Source organism: Methylobacterium sp. B4 (assembly GCF_003201865.1).
GTDB lineage: Bacteria > Pseudomonadota > Alphaproteobacteria > Rhizobiales > Beijerinckiaceae > Methylobacterium.
This window is the reverse complement of record NZ_QJJJ01000004.1, coordinates 16,892-33,960: the sequence shown is the minus strand read 5'-3', so window position 1 is coordinate 33,960 and position 17,069 is coordinate 16,892. Positions and strand designations below refer to the sequence as shown.

The 17,069-nt window shown below is 70.3% G+C and carries 21 protein-coding genes; 8 read left to right on the top strand and 13 right to left on the bottom strand.

Going from position 1 to position 17,069, the window contains the following annotated elements:
* Positions 1 to 18: 18 nt before the first annotated feature.
* The 5 genes from BY998_RS07460 to BY998_RS07440 all read right to left on the bottom strand — a co-directional run bounded on the left by BY998_RS07460 (position 19) and on the right by BY998_RS07440 (position 3,335).
* Complete coding sequence (locus BY998_RS07460; RefSeq protein ID WP_110351013.1) at positions 19 to 879, bottom strand: metallophosphoesterase; 861 nt, start codon at positions 877 to 879, stop codon at positions 19 to 21.
* Positions 876 to 1,784: a diacylglycerol kinase family protein gene (locus BY998_RS07455; protein ID WP_110351012.1), complete on the bottom strand. Its 909-nt coding sequence runs from the start codon at positions 1,782 to 1,784 to the stop codon at positions 876 to 878. The genes BY998_RS07460 and BY998_RS07455 overlap by 4 nt, the downstream gene beginning before the upstream one ends.
* A gap of 89 nt (positions 1,785 to 1,873) precedes the next feature.
* Positions 1,874 to 2,383, bottom strand: coding sequence for a DUF3016 domain-containing protein (locus tag BY998_RS07450; protein WP_110351011.1), 510 nt, complete (start codon positions 2,381 to 2,383; stop codon positions 1,874 to 1,876).
* Complete coding sequence (locus BY998_RS07445; protein ID WP_110351010.1) at positions 2,380 to 2,595, bottom strand: hypothetical protein; 216 nt, start codon at positions 2,593 to 2,595, stop codon at positions 2,380 to 2,382. The genes BY998_RS07450 and BY998_RS07445 overlap by 4 nt, the downstream gene beginning before the upstream one ends.
* A 164-nt stretch (positions 2,596 to 2,759) precedes the next feature.
* The gene (locus tag BY998_RS07440; protein WP_110351009.1) at positions 2,760 to 3,335 is read right to left on the bottom strand and encodes a helix-hairpin-helix domain-containing protein; all 576 of its coding nucleotides are present in this window, start codon (positions 3,333 to 3,335) and stop codon (positions 2,760 to 2,762) included.
* A gap of 377 nt (positions 3,336 to 3,712) precedes the next feature.
* On the opposite strand from BY998_RS07440, the gene BY998_RS07435 reads away from it, so the two are divergent.
* Positions 3,713 to 4,906: a patatin-like phospholipase family protein gene (locus tag BY998_RS07435; RefSeq protein WP_110351252.1), complete on the top strand. Its 1,194-nt coding sequence runs from the start codon at positions 3,713 to 3,715 to the stop codon at positions 4,904 to 4,906.
* Between the two features lie 12 nt (positions 4,907 to 4,918).
* On the opposite strand, the gene BY998_RS07430 is transcribed toward BY998_RS07435, so the two are convergent.
* The 6 genes from BY998_RS07430 to BY998_RS07405 form a co-directional block, all read right to left on the bottom strand.
* Positions 4,919 to 5,233, bottom strand: a complete 315-nt coding sequence (locus BY998_RS07430) for a hypothetical protein (RefSeq protein ID WP_110351008.1) — start codon at positions 5,231 to 5,233, stop codon at positions 4,919 to 4,921.
* Positions 5,234 to 5,245: 12 nt separating this feature from the next.
* The gene (locus BY998_RS07425; protein WP_245421515.1) at positions 5,246 to 6,304 is read right to left on the bottom strand and encodes a hypothetical protein; all 1,059 of its coding nucleotides are present in this window, start codon (positions 6,302 to 6,304) and stop codon (positions 5,246 to 5,248) included.
* Between the two features lie 582 nt (positions 6,305 to 6,886).
* Positions 6,887 to 7,015 (bottom strand): TFIIS helical bundle-like domain containing protein, encoded by a 129-nt coding sequence (locus tag BY998_RS07420; protein WP_110351006.1) that lies wholly within the window; start codon positions 7,013 to 7,015, stop codon positions 6,887 to 6,889.
* A gap of 96 nt (positions 7,016 to 7,111) precedes the next feature.
* The gene (locus BY998_RS07415) at positions 7,112 to 8,281 is read right to left on the bottom strand and encodes an MFS transporter (RefSeq protein WP_110351005.1); all 1,170 of its coding nucleotides are present in this window, start codon (positions 8,279 to 8,281) and stop codon (positions 7,112 to 7,114) included.
* A 76-nt stretch (positions 8,282 to 8,357) separates the two neighbouring features.
* Positions 8,358 to 9,356 carry a GNAT family N-acyltransferase gene (locus BY998_RS07410; protein ID WP_110351004.1) on the bottom strand — a complete coding sequence of 333 codons (999 nt, stop codon included), beginning with the start codon at positions 9,354 to 9,356 and terminating at the stop codon, positions 8,358 to 8,360.
* 211 nt (positions 9,357 to 9,567) lie between these two features.
* Positions 9,568 to 9,954 carry a DUF2267 domain-containing protein gene (locus tag BY998_RS07405; RefSeq protein WP_110351003.1) on the bottom strand — a complete coding sequence of 129 codons (387 nt, stop codon included), beginning with the start codon at positions 9,952 to 9,954 and terminating at the stop codon, positions 9,568 to 9,570.
* 147 nt (positions 9,955 to 10,101) lie between these two features.
* On the opposite strand from BY998_RS07405, the gene BY998_RS07400 reads away from it, so the two are divergent.
* The 7 genes from BY998_RS07400 (at position 10,102) to BY998_RS07370 (ending at position 15,471) form a co-directional block, all read left to right on the top strand.
* A complete protein-coding gene (locus BY998_RS07400; protein WP_110351002.1) occupies positions 10,102 to 11,664 on the top strand; it encodes a helicase HerA-like domain-containing protein in 1,563 nt (520 codons plus the stop codon).
* A 210-nt stretch (positions 11,665 to 11,874) separates the two neighbouring features.
* Positions 11,875 to 12,249, top strand: coding sequence for a 50S ribosomal protein L21 (rplU, locus tag BY998_RS07395; RefSeq protein WP_110351001.1), 375 nt, complete (start codon positions 11,875 to 11,877; stop codon positions 12,247 to 12,249).
* A gap of 48 nt (positions 12,250 to 12,297) precedes the next feature.
* Positions 12,298 to 12,564 carry a 50S ribosomal protein L27 gene (gene rpmA, locus BY998_RS07390; RefSeq protein ID WP_110351000.1) on the top strand — a complete coding sequence of 89 codons (267 nt, stop codon included), beginning with the start codon at positions 12,298 to 12,300 and terminating at the stop codon, positions 12,562 to 12,564.
* A gap of 188 nt (positions 12,565 to 12,752) precedes the next feature.
* Positions 12,753 to 13,364 (top strand): GNAT family N-acetyltransferase, encoded by a 612-nt coding sequence (locus tag BY998_RS07385; protein ID WP_110350999.1) that lies wholly within the window; start codon positions 12,753 to 12,755, stop codon positions 13,362 to 13,364.
* A complete protein-coding gene (locus BY998_RS07380; protein ID WP_110350998.1) occupies positions 13,361 to 13,837 on the top strand; it encodes a hypothetical protein in 477 nt (158 codons plus the stop codon). The genes BY998_RS07385 and BY998_RS07380 overlap by 4 nt, the downstream gene beginning before the upstream one ends.
* 36 nt (positions 13,838 to 13,873) lie before the next feature.
* Complete coding sequence (obgE, locus tag BY998_RS07375; RefSeq protein ID WP_110350997.1) at positions 13,874 to 14,908, top strand: GTPase ObgE; 1,035 nt, start codon at positions 13,874 to 13,876, stop codon at positions 14,906 to 14,908.
* Between the two features lie 119 nt (positions 14,909 to 15,027).
* Positions 15,028 to 15,471 (top strand): hypothetical protein, encoded by a 444-nt coding sequence (locus BY998_RS07370; RefSeq protein ID WP_110350996.1) that lies wholly within the window; start codon positions 15,028 to 15,030, stop codon positions 15,469 to 15,471.
* 150 nt (positions 15,472 to 15,621) lie between these two features.
* Here BY998_RS07370 and BY998_RS07365 read toward each other — a convergent pair whose 3' ends face one another.
* Both BY998_RS07365 and BY998_RS07360 read right to left on the bottom strand, forming a co-directional pair.
* The gene (locus BY998_RS07365) at positions 15,622 to 16,557 is read right to left on the bottom strand and encodes a LysR family transcriptional regulator (protein ID WP_110350995.1); all 936 of its coding nucleotides are present in this window, start codon (positions 16,555 to 16,557) and stop codon (positions 15,622 to 15,624) included.
* A gap of 96 nt (positions 16,558 to 16,653) precedes the next feature.
* Positions 16,654 to 16,944: a formate dehydrogenase subunit delta gene (locus tag BY998_RS07360; protein WP_110350994.1), complete on the bottom strand. Its 291-nt coding sequence runs from the start codon at positions 16,942 to 16,944 to the stop codon at positions 16,654 to 16,656.
* Positions 16,945 to 17,069 lie beyond the last annotated feature (125 nt).

Genomic DNA, 17,069 nt, shown 5'->3' with positions numbered 1-17,069 from the left:
GCACCGGCCGGGCGGCGCTCAGGCGGCGCCCGGCTCCGCCACGCCCGCCTCGGCCTCCGAGCGGGCATCCTCGAAGGCCTTGCCGGTCCAGATCCGCACGGTGACGGTGGCGCGGCCGTCCTCGATCACGATGCGGTTATAGGCGTTGGGCTCGTTGCCGCGCAGCCGCGTCGAGGTGGCCGAGCCGGCCTGCACGGCCAGCAGCCGCTTTCCGCTTCCCTGCATCGAGCCGCGATCGACCGCGACCGTATCGGGCTCGGCACCGGTCTCGGGCGCCTCGGCGAAGCGGGCGTAGTGCCGATGGAGGTGGCCCGCCAGCGTCAGGCCGACGCCGTGGCGGCGGAAGGCGTCGAGCGCTTCGTCGGCGCGGCCGACGAGGCGGGCCTCCGCGTCCCAGGGCGGCGGCATGAAGGGGTGGTGGCCCACCACGATGCGGAAGACGTGGCCCGGCAACGCCGCCAGCCGCTCCTCGGTGCGGGCGATCTGCGCCCGGGTGATCTTGCCCTGCGACCAGTCCGTCTCCGGCGCCCAGGTCCGCACGGTGTTGAGGCAGACCACTGCGACCTCGTCGTCGAGGAAGGTCGGCTCGGTGTCCCGCGCGATGAAGCGCCGGTAGCGTCCGAACGGGTGGAAGAAGCGCGTCAGCAGCTTGAAATAGGCGATGTCGTGATTGCCCGGCACCGCGATCCAGGGCGCGGTGAGCCGGTCGAGGAAGGCGCGCGCCTCCGCATATTCCTTCCGCCGCGCCCGCATGGTGAAGTCGCCCGAGGCGATGATCAGGTCGGGTGCATCGCGATTCAGCTCGGCGACGAGACCTTCGACCACCTCCGGATCGGTGCGCCCGAAATGCAGGTCGGAGATGTGGGCGAGCCGCCTCACCGGCCGGGCTCCCGCGCGGCCGGAACGATCACGGTGAGGGCGCGCGGCTCGAGCCGGTAGCGCAGGGGCGAGGCGATCAAGCGGATCTCTCCATCGTTCATCACCCGCAGCGCGCGCCGCCCCGCCGAAAGGGCGAAGCGGGTCGCGCCGCGGCGTTCCAGCCCGGGCAGATCGCGCCAGCGGCCCAGGCCGAAGCCGAGGGCCAGGCGGGCGAGGCGCCAGGGCGGGAGCCGGCGGGCGATGTAGAGCGTCAACCCGCCGCCATCGACCCGGGTCCGCTCCAGAATCTGTCCCGGGCCCTCGGCGTAGTCGTTGTTGATCACCGCAAGAAGGCGAAGCCGCATCCGCGTCCGCCGCCCGCCCACCGAAAGGACCGCCGACAGCCGCGGATAGGGGCCGAGATGGCGCAGGGTGGCGAGCGCGAGGCGCAGGAGCCCCGGCAGGCCGATGCGCCGCCCGCGAAAGCCCTCCCGGTGGCGGACCATGCGGGCGGGCATGCCGAGCACGGAATTGATGAGGAAGACGTGCCCGTTGACGCGGCCGACATCGACGGCGCGGGGCCGCCCCGTGCGCAGCGTGTCCACGGCCCCGTCGAGATCGAGCGGGATACCGAGATCCTTGGCCAGCAGGTTCATGGTGCCCAGCGGCAGGATGCCGAGCGCCACGCGCCCGCCCGCGAGCACGGAGGCCGCGCAGTTGAGCGTGCCGTCCCCGCCCGCCACCGCCACCGCTTCGACGTCCTGCATGCCCGCGGCTTGCCGCAGCCGCTCGGCGAGCGGCAGGCTCTCCTCCGGCTCGGGCGCGAGGTCGAAGCCCGCCGCCGCGAGCCGCGCGCGGATCTCGGCCGGGGAGGGACCGGCCGCGAAGGCGCCCGACGCGCCGTTGGCGACGAGGACGATCCGCATGTTCGGAAGTGCCGTGTGACCCGCCCGTGATCGGGCGGACATGGCAGGCGCGGGCGTCGAGCGTGTGACGGCGGCCCGGTTCCGCCGGATCAGCTCCGCGGGGGGCGCCGCTCGGCGATGCGTGCCTGGAACCAGTCCCGCAGCAACTCGCGCTCGTAGTAGAAGGATTGCCCGGAGGAGGAGCGGGCGTAGCGCAGCAGGAAGTTGAGGTCGGTGACGGTCTCCTCGGCGGAGAGCAGGGTGCGGCCGCGCTCCTTCAGGGTGTAGCGCAGGCGGAAGCGCGGCGGGGTCACGTCGCTCACCACCCGCACGCCCTGGCTCGGACCGAAGCTCGGCTGGTCGAACCCGGCGAGGTCGATGTCGAGGACCGCGATGTCCAGCGTCTGACCCGGGGCCAGCGCCCGGTCGCCGAGCATCTCGAACAGGCGGCGCATCTCCGCCAGCACGACCCGCTTGGACAGACCGGAGCCGTAGCGGTTCTCGGCATCGGTGTAGCGCTCGGGCGCGACGAAGCTGACCCGCACCTGCGCCGCCGCCGGAGCGGCGAGGGCGATCGGGGCGGCCAGGGAGGCCAGCAGCGCGAGCGCCGATGCCCTCACTGCTGCGAGCGCTTGATGATCGCCTGCAGGGCGCGGGCGACCGGCTCGGTGATCGTGCGCCGGTACTTGCGGTGAACGAGCTGCCCGTTGTGGTAGATGTCCTGCTCGACGTAGAGCCGCTCGCCGTCCCAGCGGACGATGTTGTCGGACTCGGTCGTCTCCTCGACGCCCAGATCCTGGCGGAGGATCGGTGCGCCGGATGTCGTTTGCATGGAGCGGCCTCGGCCTTCGTTGAGGGAACGTGACCTCCTGTTTAAGGCCTGTGTGCCCGCTGTGCCAGCGCCCTGCGCGCGCGCCGGGCGGTCTCGCACCCGTTTCCCCGTTTCGCTTCCGCCCGGTTGTCGCCGACGGACTTCCGCCGGGCCGCGGCGCCCCGTCAGCGGACGGTCACCTGATCCTTGATGCGCTGGTAGGTGGCGCGGTTGAGCACGCGCTTCGACAGCAACTGGTCGACAGACGCGTAGGGACGGTGCTGGATGACCGTGCGGCCGATGGCGCCGCCGCCCTTCAGCCCATTCAATTCGGCGAGCGTGCCGGTGTTGAGATCGACCAGGGCGATGGCCGGAGCGGGCGCGTTCTCCTCCGCCTCGGCGACCGGATCCGGCGCGGGCGGGGCGGGCGCAGGTGCCGGCACGGCCGACGGCTGCGGGAGAGGGGGCGCGGCCGGCGGCGTCGGCGCGGGAGCCGGTTGCGGCGCCGCTTGAGGTGCGGATTGGGTCGCGGTCTGGGGCGCCTGGGAGCGCGGCGGCTCGGCCGGCGTCACGACCCGCACAGGCCCGGTCTGCGGTGGGGCCGCCGGTGCCTTGGCCCGTGCGGTCTCCGCGGAGCCGGCCGCGGGTGGAGCGGGATTCGAGGCCGGCCCGCCCAGCCAGACATGCTGGATGATCCCGGCGATGCCCGCCGCCGCCACGATCAGGAGGAGAACCCGCAGGATCGCCGATCCGCTCAGCATATGCGCCCTTTGTTGAAGTTCGGCCGGCGGCCGGATTCGGGTTCGTCTGCCCGGCCTCGGAGAGCCGCCCATGCGTCGGCGGCGTACCCGAGGCCGTGCTCCTTCGGCGTCGTCCCGTTCACATCTTAGTGCGCGTAAGCGCCTCGTACATCTGACAAGTCCGAGAGATCGGGCACGGTCCCGCTTCTCCCGCAGCCGATTCGCGGGACGGCCGGACTTTCGCGGAACGGTCGGTTCGGCCATGAGAAGCCAGCCCACGGTTGTGGCCGCACCGCATCAGGTGGTGCCGGACGACGGGCTCCCCGCGGGAACGCAATACGGCCAAGCTCGTTTGGTGTATGCTCAAGCCTCGCGTCCGGGCTTTCTAGGTCATGTCGATGTCACACGGTTTCCGCTGGTCGCGCCTGCTCCTCGCCGCGGCGGTCGCCGGGCAGGCCGCCGCCTGCTCCTCGCTCCCGCGGGCGAACTACACCAAGGCCGAGGCGGACGCCGCCACGGTCCCGGGCATGGTCGGCGTGCGGGCCTATGCCGACGCCAGCGCCGAGGACTTCCTGTCGATGACGGTCGGCCCGCAGAAGAAGCGGCAGGCCTTCAGCTACCTCGCCCTCTCGGGCGGCGGCGGGGACGGGGCCTACGGCGCGGGCGTGCTCAACGGCTGGACCGCCTCCGGCAAGCGGCCGGACTTCACCATCGTCTCCGGCGTCTCGACGGGCGCGCTGATCGCGCCCTTCGCCTTCCTCGGGCCGGCCTATGACAGCTACCTCAGCGATATCTACACCAGCGGCATCGCCGAATCGCTCGTGCAGAGCCCGAGCCTGTCCAACGTGCTGTTCGGCTCCGGCCTGTTCGGCGACGGGCGCCTGCGCAGCCTGATCGCCCGCTACGTGACGCCCGATCTGCTCCAGGCCGTCGCCGAGGAGCATGCCAAGGGCCGCCGCCTCCTCGTGGTGACCACGAACCTCGACACGCAGCGCGCGGTGATCTGGAACATGGGCGCCATCGCCGCCAGCGGCGCGCCCAATTCGGTGGCGCTGTTCACGGACGTGCTGACCGCCTCGGCGAGCATCCCGGCGGTGTTCCCGCCGCAATTCCTCGACGTGCAGGCGGAGGGCCGCGCCTTCCAGGAGATGCACGTGGACGGCTCGGTGGTGACGCCGGTCTTCACCCTGCCGCAGAGCTTCCTCGTGCGGGACGGACGCTTCCGCAACGCCGGCAAGGCCGACATCTACGTCGTCATCAACGGCCGGCTCGAGCCGGAATTCGAGGTGACCAAGAACAACACGCTCTCGATCGTGGAGAAGTCCTTCACCACGGCCAGCCGCGCCCGCTCGCGGGCCACGCTGGTGGCGACCGACGCCTTCGCCCGCCGCAACGGGCTCGGCTTCAACCTGACCTATATCGACGAGAGCGCGCCGCAGACCACGACGGCGCGGGGCTTCGACACGGCCTACATGCGCAGCCTCTATCAGTACGGCTACGAGGCCGGCCGCTCCGGCAACTTCTGGCAGCCCAGCGTGCCGGCCGCCCCGCTGATCAAGAGCGTGGTGCGCGAGGCGGTAGCAGGACGCTGAGCGGACGCCCCGTCACCGGGGCGCCCGAAAATCCTTGTGCCCCCAACTCAAGCCGTCGCCGGGACGCACCTTCGCCTCGGGCTCCGCACGGCTCTGCCACGCATCGATCGAAAGCCGTTCGGCAGGCGAGAGCGCGTCCGCCGCATCGGCCGTCAGCTGGCTCGGCGTCCGGACGCCCGGCGACTGACCGAGAGCCGCGATCGACCGGGCATCCCCCTCCGCGACGAAGACGCGTTCGGAGAATTCCTGACTCTTCCGAACGCTGCGGAGAGCCCGCCGCGTGCGCTCGTCGGATCGGTCGTCCTCGACGATGAACAGCTGTTCCATCGGGAGCCTCCTTCAGACACCTGTCATTGTATATCCGAGGTGGTAGGGTGTCTCGTCGCACATTGCCCAAGTGTTGCGCTTCATGATGCAATCGACGCTGTTATCCGCACAACTCTCGCAATTCAGGTTCGGCCGGCGGTGGAATCCCCAGGCGCCGCCGCAATCGCACCCACTCTCGGCATACTCGTCCGGCGCGCCGAAGATATGACCGGTCTCGTGAGCGAAGATCCGATCGAGATTTTCCGGCCCCCAACCATCGTTTGAATACTGCATTGTGAGGTACGACCCGCTACAATAGGCGAAGTGGTGAAGCGTGTAATGCGTGAAAAACGCACAGTAAGCGGCCTGCGCACTCTTCTGCGCCTTGATCGAGCGAATGTAGCTGCGGATGCCGCTGCCGCCGGGAGCCTGACCGATCGCCGCCAGCGCCGCATCTCGCCAGGGGCGCTCGTAGTATTCGTAGAGATCGTCCAGCTTGGTCCCGGCGGGCGGAGCTGATTGCGTGTCGGGAACGTCGATCTGGGCGACTTGGATGTCGTAGACGAAGGTCACGTCTCGCGCCGGGGCCTGGCCCCCGAGATAACTCAATCCGTTCTGGACCTCGGCGACGATCTTGCGGGTCTGCGCATCCGTCATGGCAAGCGAGCCGGGTCCCGACACGATGACGAGGCCGACAGCCACGCGGCCCGCCAGCCGCTTCGCCTCCGGCGCCCCGGCCGGGGCAGCGCTCGGATCCTGCGCCACGGGTGCGCCGCGGATGACGGCCTGGCGGTCGCGGTGCAGTTGCGGAACGGCGGTCGAACTGCCCCAGGGGACGTCCGCATAGGGCCGGCTCGCCTTCCTGGCCCGATACGGCTCCGAGAGCCGCAGGCGGAAGGCCTGCAACCCGCTCTTCTCGGCGTCGGACAAGGCCTCTTCGTTGAGGGCCGCCAAGGGACGACCGCCTCCCCCGATGCCGATCCTCACCGACGAACCGTACTCGTGAAGGACAGGGCCAGACGCGGCCATAAGGCTTCCGTGCGCCGAGACCAGCGGCAGAAGGGTTTCATCGAGCGCCACATCACCGGCCATGCCGTCCCACTCCTGAATCGCGACGGCAGGAGGATTGAAGACATTACCTGCGGTTGTAAAGCGCCCAATTGGGAGTGGCCGCCCGATGGTCAGACTCTAACGTGTCGTTCGCGCGTCGAACGGACTACCCCAGCTCAGGAAATCAAATATTCGCATTCAAAATTGCATACCGAGAAAATTTTTCTCCAGAAAATATTCGAGTTTTTGATAAAAATTTCGTCGTTATATAAATTACGTAGTATTTGGCTCTAGTGCGAATATGTTTTATCGATATTAAAATTCAGGCCATGTCATATTGAATGAATTGCACTGCGTCTATACGGACGGCCCTCACGTACAAAATATCCAGCCCATCGAGGCCTCGCCGTTCAGGGTGAGGGCCGGCTTGGCACGTTATGCCGATCGGCCATGCCGGTCGCGCGTCATCCTGTGCGGTCGTGTGAGCATAGCTCCAACGGAGTGAGGCCGGCATCGATGGATATCGAAGCGCCGGCCTCTTCTTCGGTCAACAGGGGGGATCGTCGCTCGACCGCACGGACAATCCGGCCTGCTTCGGCTCGAAGAGTCCGTGACGTGGGGCTGCTACTTGCGCAGGATCTTCGTGACGAGGCGGCCGATCGGGCTGCTCGATCCGGCGTTGCGGTCGTCGCGCGCGACCATGCGGTCGTCGGTGCCGAGGATCTTGGTGACGAGGCGTCCGATGAGGCTCATGAGACCTGGCTCCTTGAGGGTGGGCGGGAGGGAACGGTGCAGCTTCTCCGATAACGGGCAGCCCCGCCGTGCCGTTCCGTTTCCCGCGCCGGCCCGTCAGCCCGGGCGTCCTCGGGCGAGGCTGCGCAGCACCGGCACGAGGTAGGCCGCGAACAGCAGCGCGAGGGCGAGGGCGAAGCCCTGCGGCGCGAACAGGTCCATGCTGCCGCCGATGAGCGGCGGACCGAGCATCAGCCCGGCATTGTAGAGCATCACGAAGGCGGCGTTGGCGCCGGCGAGATCCGGGCCGCGCAGGGTCGCGCCGAGATGGGCGAGGCCCACGGTGTAGAGCGTGCCGGCGATGCCGCCCCAGACGAAGAGAAGGGCGCTCAGCAGCGGCAGCGAGCCGGAGGCGGCGGGGATCAGGGCCGCGCCGAGCGCCCCCGCGAGGCTCGCGCCGAGCAGGACGAGGCGGCGGTCGATCCGGTCGGCCAGGAGCCCGACGGGGATCTGGAACAGCACGTTGCCGAGCGCCACCGCGCTCACCAGGGCGGCGGAGACCTGCGCGTCGAGGCCGATGCGCAGGCCGTAGAGCGGCAGGATGGCGAAGGCGCCCGCCTCCACCGCGCCGTAGAGGGCAGCGGCCAGCACCGCCAGCGGCGCGAGGCGCAGATAGGTCATCATGCCGTCGCCCTTCGCGTGCCCGAGGGAGGGCGAGAGGTTGCGGGCGAGGATCAGCGGCGTCAGCGCGACGAAGAACAGGGCCGAGCCGGCGAGGTAGGGCGCGTATCCTTCCGTGCCCAGGATCGTCAGCAGCGTCGGCCCGATGGCGAAGCCGATGGCCAGCACCGTCGCGTAGACGCCCATCACCAGCCCGCGCCGCTCGTTGGGCGCCGCGTCGTTGATCCAGTACTCGGAGAGCACGAACAGCACCCCCATCGTCGTCGAGAAGACGAAGCGCAGGGGGAACCACAGGACGATGTCGGGGAAGACCTTGAAGGCGGTGAGGCAGAGACCGCCGAGTGCGATCGCCAGGATCAGAAGGCGCACCACGCCGACCGACGCGGCAAGCCGCGGCACGAAGGGCACCGTGAGGATCGCGGCCAAGCCCGCCACCGCCGTGTTGAGGCCGATGACGACGCTGGAGGCTCCCATCCGCTCCATCTCCAGCGACAGGAGCGGGATCGACAGGCCGAGCCCCGTACCCACCACCGCGACGCAGGCGATCGCGGCGGCCATCGCGCCGAGACGCTCGCGGTCGGACAGGGGCTGGGAGAGCGCGGACATGACCTTCGGAGGGGCGGAAGAGCGGGCAGGGGCGCCTGCCTGAGCCCGCCCGCCGCCTCCGCGCAACCCGCTCGCGTCAGGCGGCGTGCCGATCCGCACCCGCGCCGAAATGGCCGATATAGCGGGCGGCGATGGCCGAGACCGGCAGCACCACGAGCACGTCGGTGGTGCCGAACTGGCGGTCCACCACGGCGCCGTCGCCGAAGGTCGCCCCGACCCGCAGGTAGCCCTTCACCAGCGGCGGCAGCGCCATCAGCGCCGCCTTCGGATCGACCGCCTCCTTCGCGAGCCGGTCCATCGCCACGTAGCGCTCGGGGAGGGCACGGGCGCGCCACGCTTCGGGCGCGCGGGCGTGGTGGTGGAGGAAGCTCAAGGGCAAGGCGAGGCGATCCGGATCGGTCCCCTCCAGGCTGGCGCAGCCCAGCATCGCGTCGATGCGGTGGTGCAGCACGTAGGTCCAGATGCCGTGCCAGAGCAGCTCGACCGTCCGCTTGGTGCGGTAGGGCTTCAGCACGCAGGAGCGGCCGAGTTCGAGGAAGCGCTTGCCGGGATGGCGATCCAGCAGGGGCGCCAGATCGTACTCGCTAGCCGAGTAGAAGCCGAAATGCGCCTCCGCCCGATCCTGGCGCAGCAGCCGGTAGGTGCCGACGACCTTCGGACGGGCTTGCCGGAACGGTTTGGCCTCCGTGGCCGCGTGGTCGATCACCAGCAGGTGGTCGCAGACGGCGTCGTAGGCGTCGATGTCCCGGCGCTTGAGCGCGGCCAGGCCCGAGGGGATGGCCGACATCTCCTCGTAGAACACGCCGAAGCGCAGGCGCTGGGCCCGGCGGATCTCGGACTTGGTGGTCGCGAGCCGCACTTCGAGCGAGCCGATGCGGCCGAGGCAGGGGTCGAGACCGGGATCGAGCAAGGGGCGCTTGACGCGGGTTTTGAGCAGGATCGGCGCGCCGCCGGGAAGCGCGAGGTCGGCGCCCTCGAAGGTCTGGCGGAAGCGGGCGAACGGCGCCTGCACCTTGCTTTCCCAGCCGGCCTTCCACGCCGCCGTCGCGTCGCGCGGGGAAAAATTCGGCAGCATGGTCGATCCGTCCCGTCGCGGCCGAGAGGCTGCGGCGCCCCTCGTGTGCGGCGACATCATCACGAAGGCCGCACGCTTTTATGACGGAGAAATCCATTTCGGGACAGAGGCTTGCGCGGGGTGGCTGATCCACCTCGCGCAAGCGCTTCGCCGTAGCCGACGAACGAAATTGGCTAAGGATCCGAGGGACTTGGCGAACGGCGCTCCCGGCTCAGACGAACTGGTTCAGGCCCGGGATCGAGGCGACGATCGGCCCCATCGTATCCTCGCCCGCCTTCTCACGGCCGTAGGCGAACAGCTCCTGGCCGAGCGGCTGCATCTGGTTCATCGGCACGCCCGCCGAGATCAGCTTCTGGCCGAGCGCCATCACGCCCCCGCCCATCATGCCTCCCAGCATGCCCATCAGGCCGCCGCCGCCCTCCGCGGCGTTCGACTCCGCGATCGCGGTCTCGGAGCCCGGCAGCGCGGCCATCAGCTGGCTCACCTCGGTCGCCGGCCCCTCCTTCTGCAGGAAGGCCAGGATGTGGCCGATCGCGGTCTTGGCGGTCGCCGCGTCGATCCCCGTGCGGTTGGTGACGCGGGCAATCAGCTCTTCCATAAAACGCTTCCTCCTCAGCAGATCTCGTCTGTCCGATGCGGCGGCGGCGAAATCAAGGGTCGCCCGTGAGCCAAACCCCTGGATCGGGCGGTCCGGGCGCCATACCCTGACGCGCGACACGGTCACGGTTCGGGCGAGGACGGCGAGATGGCGGGCGAGGGGACCATCCTGGTGGGACGGAGCACGGGGCCGCATCCCAAGCCCGAGGTGCTGAGCCTGCGGCTGGCCAACCGCCACGGCCTCGTGGCGGGCGCCACAGGCACCGGCAAGACCGTGACGCTGCAGGTGCTGGCCGAGGGGTTCTCGAACGCCGGCGTGCCGGTCTTCGCCGCCGACATCAAGGGCGACCTGTCCGGCCTGGCCGCCGCGGGCGAGGCCAAGCCGCATTTCGTCAAGCGCGCCGAGGAACTCGGGATCGCTTACGAGCCCGACCGCTTCCCCACCCTGTTCTGGGACGTGTTCGGCGAACAGGGCCACCCGATCCGCTGCACCGTGACGGAGATGGGCCCGCTGCTGCTGGCCCGCCTGCTCGACCTCAACGACACGCAGGAGGGCGTGCTCAACATCGCCTTCCGCGTCGCCGACGAGAACCAGTGGCCGCTCATCGACCTGAAGGACCTGCGCGCGCTCCTCACCTTCCTGTCCGAGAATGCCAAGGAACTCTCGGCCAGCTACGGCAACGTCTCGGGCGCCTCGATCGGGGCGATCCAGCGTTCGCTCTTGGTGCTCGAGAACCAGGGCGCGGACAAATTCCTGGGCGAGCCGGCGCTGGAGCTGACCGACTTCATGCGCACGGACCGCGAGGGGCGGGGCTTCGTCAACATCCTCGCCGCCGACAAGCTGATGCAGCGGCCGCGCCTCTACGCCTCGTTCCTGCTCTGGATGCTCTCCGAGCTGTTCGAGCAGCTTCCCGAAGTGGGCGACCTCGACAAGCCCAAGCTCGTCTTCTTCTTCGACGAAGCGCACCTGCTGTTCAACGACGCCCCCAAGGCGCTCCTCGACGCGGTGGAGCAGGTCGTGCGGCTGATCCGCTCGAAGGGCGTCGGCGTCTACTTCGTGACGCAGAACCCGCTCGACGTGCCCGAGACCGTGCTCGGTCAGCTCGGCAACCGGGTGCAGCACGCGCTGCGCGCCTTCACCCCCCGCGACCAGCGGGCGGTGCGCGCCGCCGCCGAGACCTTCCGCCAGAATCCGGGCTTCGATGTCGGCAAGGCCATCACCGAACTCGCGGTGGGCGAGGCGCTGGTGAGTTTCCTCGAGGCCAAGGGCACGCCCTCCATGGTCGAGCGGGCCTTGATCGCCCCGCCGCAGGGCCGCGTCGGGCCACTGACGCCGGCCGAGCGCGCCGAGATCGTCCGGCAGAGCCCCCTGCGCGGAAAATACGACGAGGCGGTCGACAACGAGAGCGCCTACGAGATGCTGGCCAAACGCAAGCATTTGGATTCTGCCCCGGCGGAAGCCGCGGGCCAGAGCGAGGGCGGGTTGTCCGGCATGCTGGGCGGGCTGCTCGGCGGCCTGTTCGGCGGCGGCGAGGAGCCGGCCCAGAAGGGCAAAGGGGCAGGCAGGGGAACCGGCCGCACCCGGCGCCCGCCGCAGAGTCTGGCCGAGCAGGTCATCGGCAACGCCGCCCGCTCGATGGCCCGCAAGGTCGGCACCGAGGTGGGCGACGCGATTCTTCGTAATGTGCTGGGCGGGCTGACGAAGCGGTAGAGCGCGATCTCGGTCTTCTTGACAGAATCCCCGCACCCGACTATCCGGCCGGCACCGCGCGGCTTCCTCGACGAAGTCCGCGCGTTTCGCGTTCGTGCACTCACGGCCAAGTCCCACCGACCCGGCCCGACCCGCGCGGATGACCTGAACAAGAAGACGGCCCAGGCCCCTTGCGGTGCCGGAGGCCGGCAGAGAACACGAGAGACAACGATGTTCGCAGTCATCAAGACAGGCGGCAAGCAGTATCGCGTCGCCGCCAACGACGTCATCACCGTGGCCACGCTCGAGGGCGAGGCCGGCGCCGCCGTCACCTTCGGCGACGTGCTGCTGTTCACCGACGGCGATGCCACCCAGGTCGGCACCCCGCTCCTGTCGGGCATCGGCGTCACCGGCGAGATCGTCCAGCACGGCCGCACCCGCAAGGTCATCGCCTTCAAGAAGCGCCGCCGCCAGAACTCGCGTCGCCGCCGCGGTCACCGCCAGGACTTCACGGTCGTGCGCATCACCGAGATCAGCGCCGGCGGCAAGACCTCGAAGGCCGAGCCGCGCAAGACCCGGAAGGCCGAGCCGGCCGCTGCCGAGTAATCGGCCGCCCGTCCGAACGCAGATCCAGCAGAATTCCGGAGCAATCCCATGGCACACAAAAAAGCAGGCGGCTCGTCCCGCAACGGCCGCGACTCCGCCGGCCAGCGCCTCGGCGTGAAGAAGTTCGGCTCCGAGGCCGTGATCCCGGGCAACATCATCGTGCGCCAGCGCGGCACGAAGTGGCATCCCGGCACCAATGTCGGCATGGGCAAGGATCACACCCTGTTCGCGCTCGTCGAGGGCAAGGTCCGCTTCGAGACGAAGCGCGGCCGTGCTTTCGTAGCGGTCGTACCGCTGGCCCAGGCCGCGGAATAACGGCGGACGTTTGTCGCTGACGACGAAGCGAGCGTCCCGCCGGTGTCCTACACCGAACCGGCGGACGAGCGCTGAAGGCTTCCCGAGGAAAGCCCGGCGGATCGGATCACGGGGGAGGATGGGGCACCATCCTCCCCCTTCGTCGTCCCGGACGGCGCCGCAAAGCGCCCTCACATGACCGGTTCACGATGTTTCCCGATCTCACCCGCGACGACGTCTTCCGCATCGAGACGCGACGGCTCTGGCTGCGCTGGCCCACGGCCCGCGACGCCGAGGCCGTGCTCCGGCTCGCCGGCGATCCGGCGGTCGCCGGGATGACGGCGCGGATCCCGACGCCGCTGCCCCCGCACGAGGCCGAAGGCTTCGTGATCCGGGCGCGCGCCACCAACGCCTCCGGGGCGGGGCTGGTCACGGCGATCACCCGCCGGGCGAGCCCCGCCAGCCTGATCGGAATCGTCTCGATCGAGGATCGGCCCGAGGCGCCCGAGCCGCATCTGGGCTACTGGCTCGGACGGCCGTTCTGGGGCGAGGGACTGATGCGGGAGGCGGCGGACGCCATCATCGACGCCTACTTCGCCTATGCGGGCGGGCGGGCGCTGGCCTCGGCGGCGATGGTCGCGAACCCGGCCTCGCGGCGCGTCCTGGAAGCGTGCGGCTTCCGCTGCACGGGGGAAGCGGCGCCGGTCTTCGCGGCGCGGGGCGGCGCGGTGCCGAGCCACAGCTTCCGCCTCGACCGGGAAACGTGGCTCGGCCGGCGCGCGGAGGCGGCGGAATCCGTGGCGGCAGGGGGCCTGCGATGAGGACACGGACGCTCGCCGGCCTCGGCGCCGCCCTCACGGCGGCCGCGCTCGTGTCGTTGATCGTCGCGATCACCCGCGACGAGGCCGTGCCGCCGATCCGCTCCGCGGCGCCCGCGCCGCGGCCGCCGGGAGAAAGCCGCCTCTACTGCGAGTTCTACAATTTCTCGGGCCGCACGCCCCGGGTCGGATTCTACTTCGCCGGCCCGCGGGAGGGCGGCGGCACCTACGGCCAGCTCTTCCAGCGGGAGGCGGACGGGACCCAGACCCTGTTCGAGCAGCGGCCGGCCTGGAACTACGAACGCGGCGGCGAGGCGCCGACCCTGCGCTCGCCGGACGGCGCGATCCAGATCAACCTCTACGGCGACGGCGGCGCCAACGGGCGCCAGCCGGATGCCGGCGGGTGGTTCGAGGCCGGCCTGCGCAGCGTCCAGTACCTCAATCTCGACGGCCAGTGCCGTCGCACCGAGACCTGACCGGACCCTCCGGTCCCCAATTCAAGGCGAAGCACCGTGAAATTCCTCGACGAAGCCAAGGTCTACGTCCGCTCCGGCGACGGCGGTCCCGGCTGCGTCTCGTTCCGGCGGGAAAAGTTCATCGAGTTCGGCGGCCCGAACGGCGGTGACGGCGGGCGGGGCGGCGATGTCTGGATCGAGTGCGTCCAGGGCCTCAACACCCTGATCGACTACCGCTACCGCCAGCACTTCAAGGCGAAGAAGGGCGAGCACGGCATGGGCTCGAACTGCCACGGCGCCAAGGGCGACGACGCGGTGCTCCAGGTGCCCGCCGGGACGCAGGTCTTCGCCGAGGACGGCGAGACGCTGATCGCCGACATGACCGAGGTCGGCCAGCGGGTGCGGCTCGCCAAGGGCGGCAACGGCGGCTTCGGCAACGCCTATTTCACCACCTCCACCAACCGCGCCCCGCGCCACGCCAATCCCGGCCTGGAGGGCCAGGAGATGTGGGTGGTGCTGCGCCTCAAGCTCATCGCCGATGCCGGCCTCGTCGGCCTGCCGAACGCCGGCAAGTCGACCTTCCTGGCGACCGTCACCGCCGCCAAGCCGAAGATCGCGGACTACCCCTTCACCACACTTCATCCGGGCCTCGGCGTGGTGCGCTCGGATGCCCGCGAGTTCGTGCTCGCCGACATTCCCGGCCTGATCGAGGGCGCGCACGAGGGCGTGGGCCTGGGCGACCGGTTCCTCGCCCATGTCGAGCGCTGCCGGGTGCTGCTCCACCTCGTGGAGGGCACCACCGAACACGCGGGCAAGGCCTACAAGCTCGTGCGGCGCGAACTCGAAGCCTATGGCGGCGGCCTCGTCGACAAGCCGGAGATCGTGGCGCTCTCCAAGGCGGACGCCCTCGACGCGGAGACGCTCAAGCAGCAGGTCGCCCGGCTGAAGCGGGCCGCGGGCGCTAAGCCGCTCGTGCTTTCGGCGGCCTCGGGGCAGGGGGTGCAGGAGGCGCTGCGCGCGATCCAGGCCCAGCTCGACGGACAGGACGCCACGGAAGAGGCGCAGGCACCGGTCGAGCCCTGGCATCCGTGAGATCCCGACACCCGTGAGATCCCGACACCCGTGAGATCCCGACACCCTTGGGCGGAGCGGCGCTACGCCTCAGCCCGCTCCCGGCGACGGACCTTGCCGCCTTGTCCTAACATCGGGCCATGCGCCGCGCCCTCCTCCTTCTCCTCCTCCTCGCCGCCTCTCCCGCGTCGGCGGAGGAATCCTGCACCGACCTGATCGAGCGGGTGCGGGCCGCGACCAAGGCGGAGGTCGCCGAGCGCAGCGCCGACTTCGCCCGCTTCGATGCGGGCCCGCAGACGGCGCTGACGCTTTCCTGCGCGGGCGAGCAATCCTCCGTCGGCGCGCAGTACCGGGGCGAGACCGTGCCGGCGGATTACGACACGCTGTTCGGGCAGGCCGGCCACGCCGTCACGGGGATCGCCCCGGACCGCCTGAGCGAAGCCGCCCGGCAGGCCCGAGAGGGCGCGCAGGCCAAGCGCCACAGCACCATCGACGTGGGCGGCGCCCGCGTCACCTGCGCCTTCATGCGCCGGGAGCAGGGCCCGCTCACCCAATGCGCGGTTCTTCAGCGCCCCGGCGCCTGATCCGTCCGCTCGGCCGTCATCGCGCCCGTCGGCAAAGCGATCCGGCACCGCGACGTCTCCGCATCAGGCGCCCCCCCGGGCCGCTTCGGCATCGCCTCGCCAGGATGGAAGCGGCACTGCCGAACGCGATGCGAGCGGCCGATTTCGATCCTATCCGTTCCCCGCGCCGTGCAGGCCCGCCGGCACCGGATCGTCCGCGTCGAGGGTTCGGGCCACGGTGCGGGCGACGTTGACGAGGGCGGTCACCATCGGCGTCGCCGGATCGCGGCGCGGGGCGACGAGGCCGATGGCGTGGCGCAGGTCCGGCTCGACGATCGGGATCGCCCGCAGGCCCTCGGTCGGTCCCAGCGCGTCGGCGAGGATGGCCGGCATCACGCTCGCCCATTGCAGCGTCCGCACATGGGTCATCAGCACGACCATGGAATTGGATTCCAGCGTCGGGGCCGGCTCGCCGCCGGCGGCGCGGAGCTGCTGGTCGATGATGCGCCGGTTCTGCATGTTCGGCGTCAGCAGGCAGAGCGGAATCGTCGCCAGTTCCGCCCAGGTGACGCTGGCCCGGTCGTCGTAGGGGCCGCCGGCGGCGGTGAGGAGCTGATAGTGCTCGGTGTAGAGCGGCACGGCGATGACGCGGCCGAGAGGCTCGTTGTCGAGATAGGTCAGCCCCGCATCCGCCTCGAGATTGTCGATCAGCGAGAAAATCTCCTCCGAAGTCGTGGAGAGGACGCTGAAGCGGACGTTCGGATAGCGCGCCCGGTAGGGCGTGGTCAGCGCGGCCACCATCGGCAGGGCGGTCGGCACCGCGGCGATGCGCAGGTGGCCGGTCAGGCCACGGCGCAGGGCGGCTACGTCGTCCTGCATGGCCCGTGCATCGCCGACGATGCGCCGGCCCCAGGCCAGCACCCGGTCGCCTTCGGGCGTGAAGCCCTGGAAGCGGGAGCCCCGCTGGACGAGGCGCACGCCGAAGCGGTCCTCCAGGCTCTTCACCCCCGCCGACAGGGTCTGCTGGGTGACGCCGCAGGCTTCCGCCGCCCGCCCGAAATGCTGCTCGCGAGCGAGTGCCAGAAGGAATTCGAGCTTGTCGATCACGTGAGCGCCGTCCCGACGCCCGCGAGGAGGGCGGGCTCCCGTCGTGGTAGGCCGATTGCGGGAGGCGGCTCAAGCCGCCGGCCGGACGACGGGGGTTCAGCCCGCGTCGCTGGCGCTCTCGCCCGCGAGCTGCGGGTTGCGGGTGGCCGGACGCACGGGGCTGTCCGTCGTCGGCTCGCCTTCGAGCGCCTTGCGCACCAGGGCGTCGAGCCGCTCACCGGCCTCGTCGGCGTAGCCTTCGAGGTCGCGGCGCATCTTCGGCGTCCAGAACGCCACGATGTGGTTGTGGATGCCCGCCACCGCCTCGTCTTCCGGATAGGAGCGGAAGAACAGGGCGATCTGGTTGGCCATCCGCACCAGTCGATCGTTGGTGGTCGTTGCGCTCATTGCCTGCTCGGGGTGTCCATGTGCCGAACTGATACCGCTCCGACCGGACCGGCTCTGCGCTCCGTCCCTGCGAGGCGGAGCCGAAGCAATCCAGGACGCCGCCCGATCCGGAGAGGTGGCGCCGC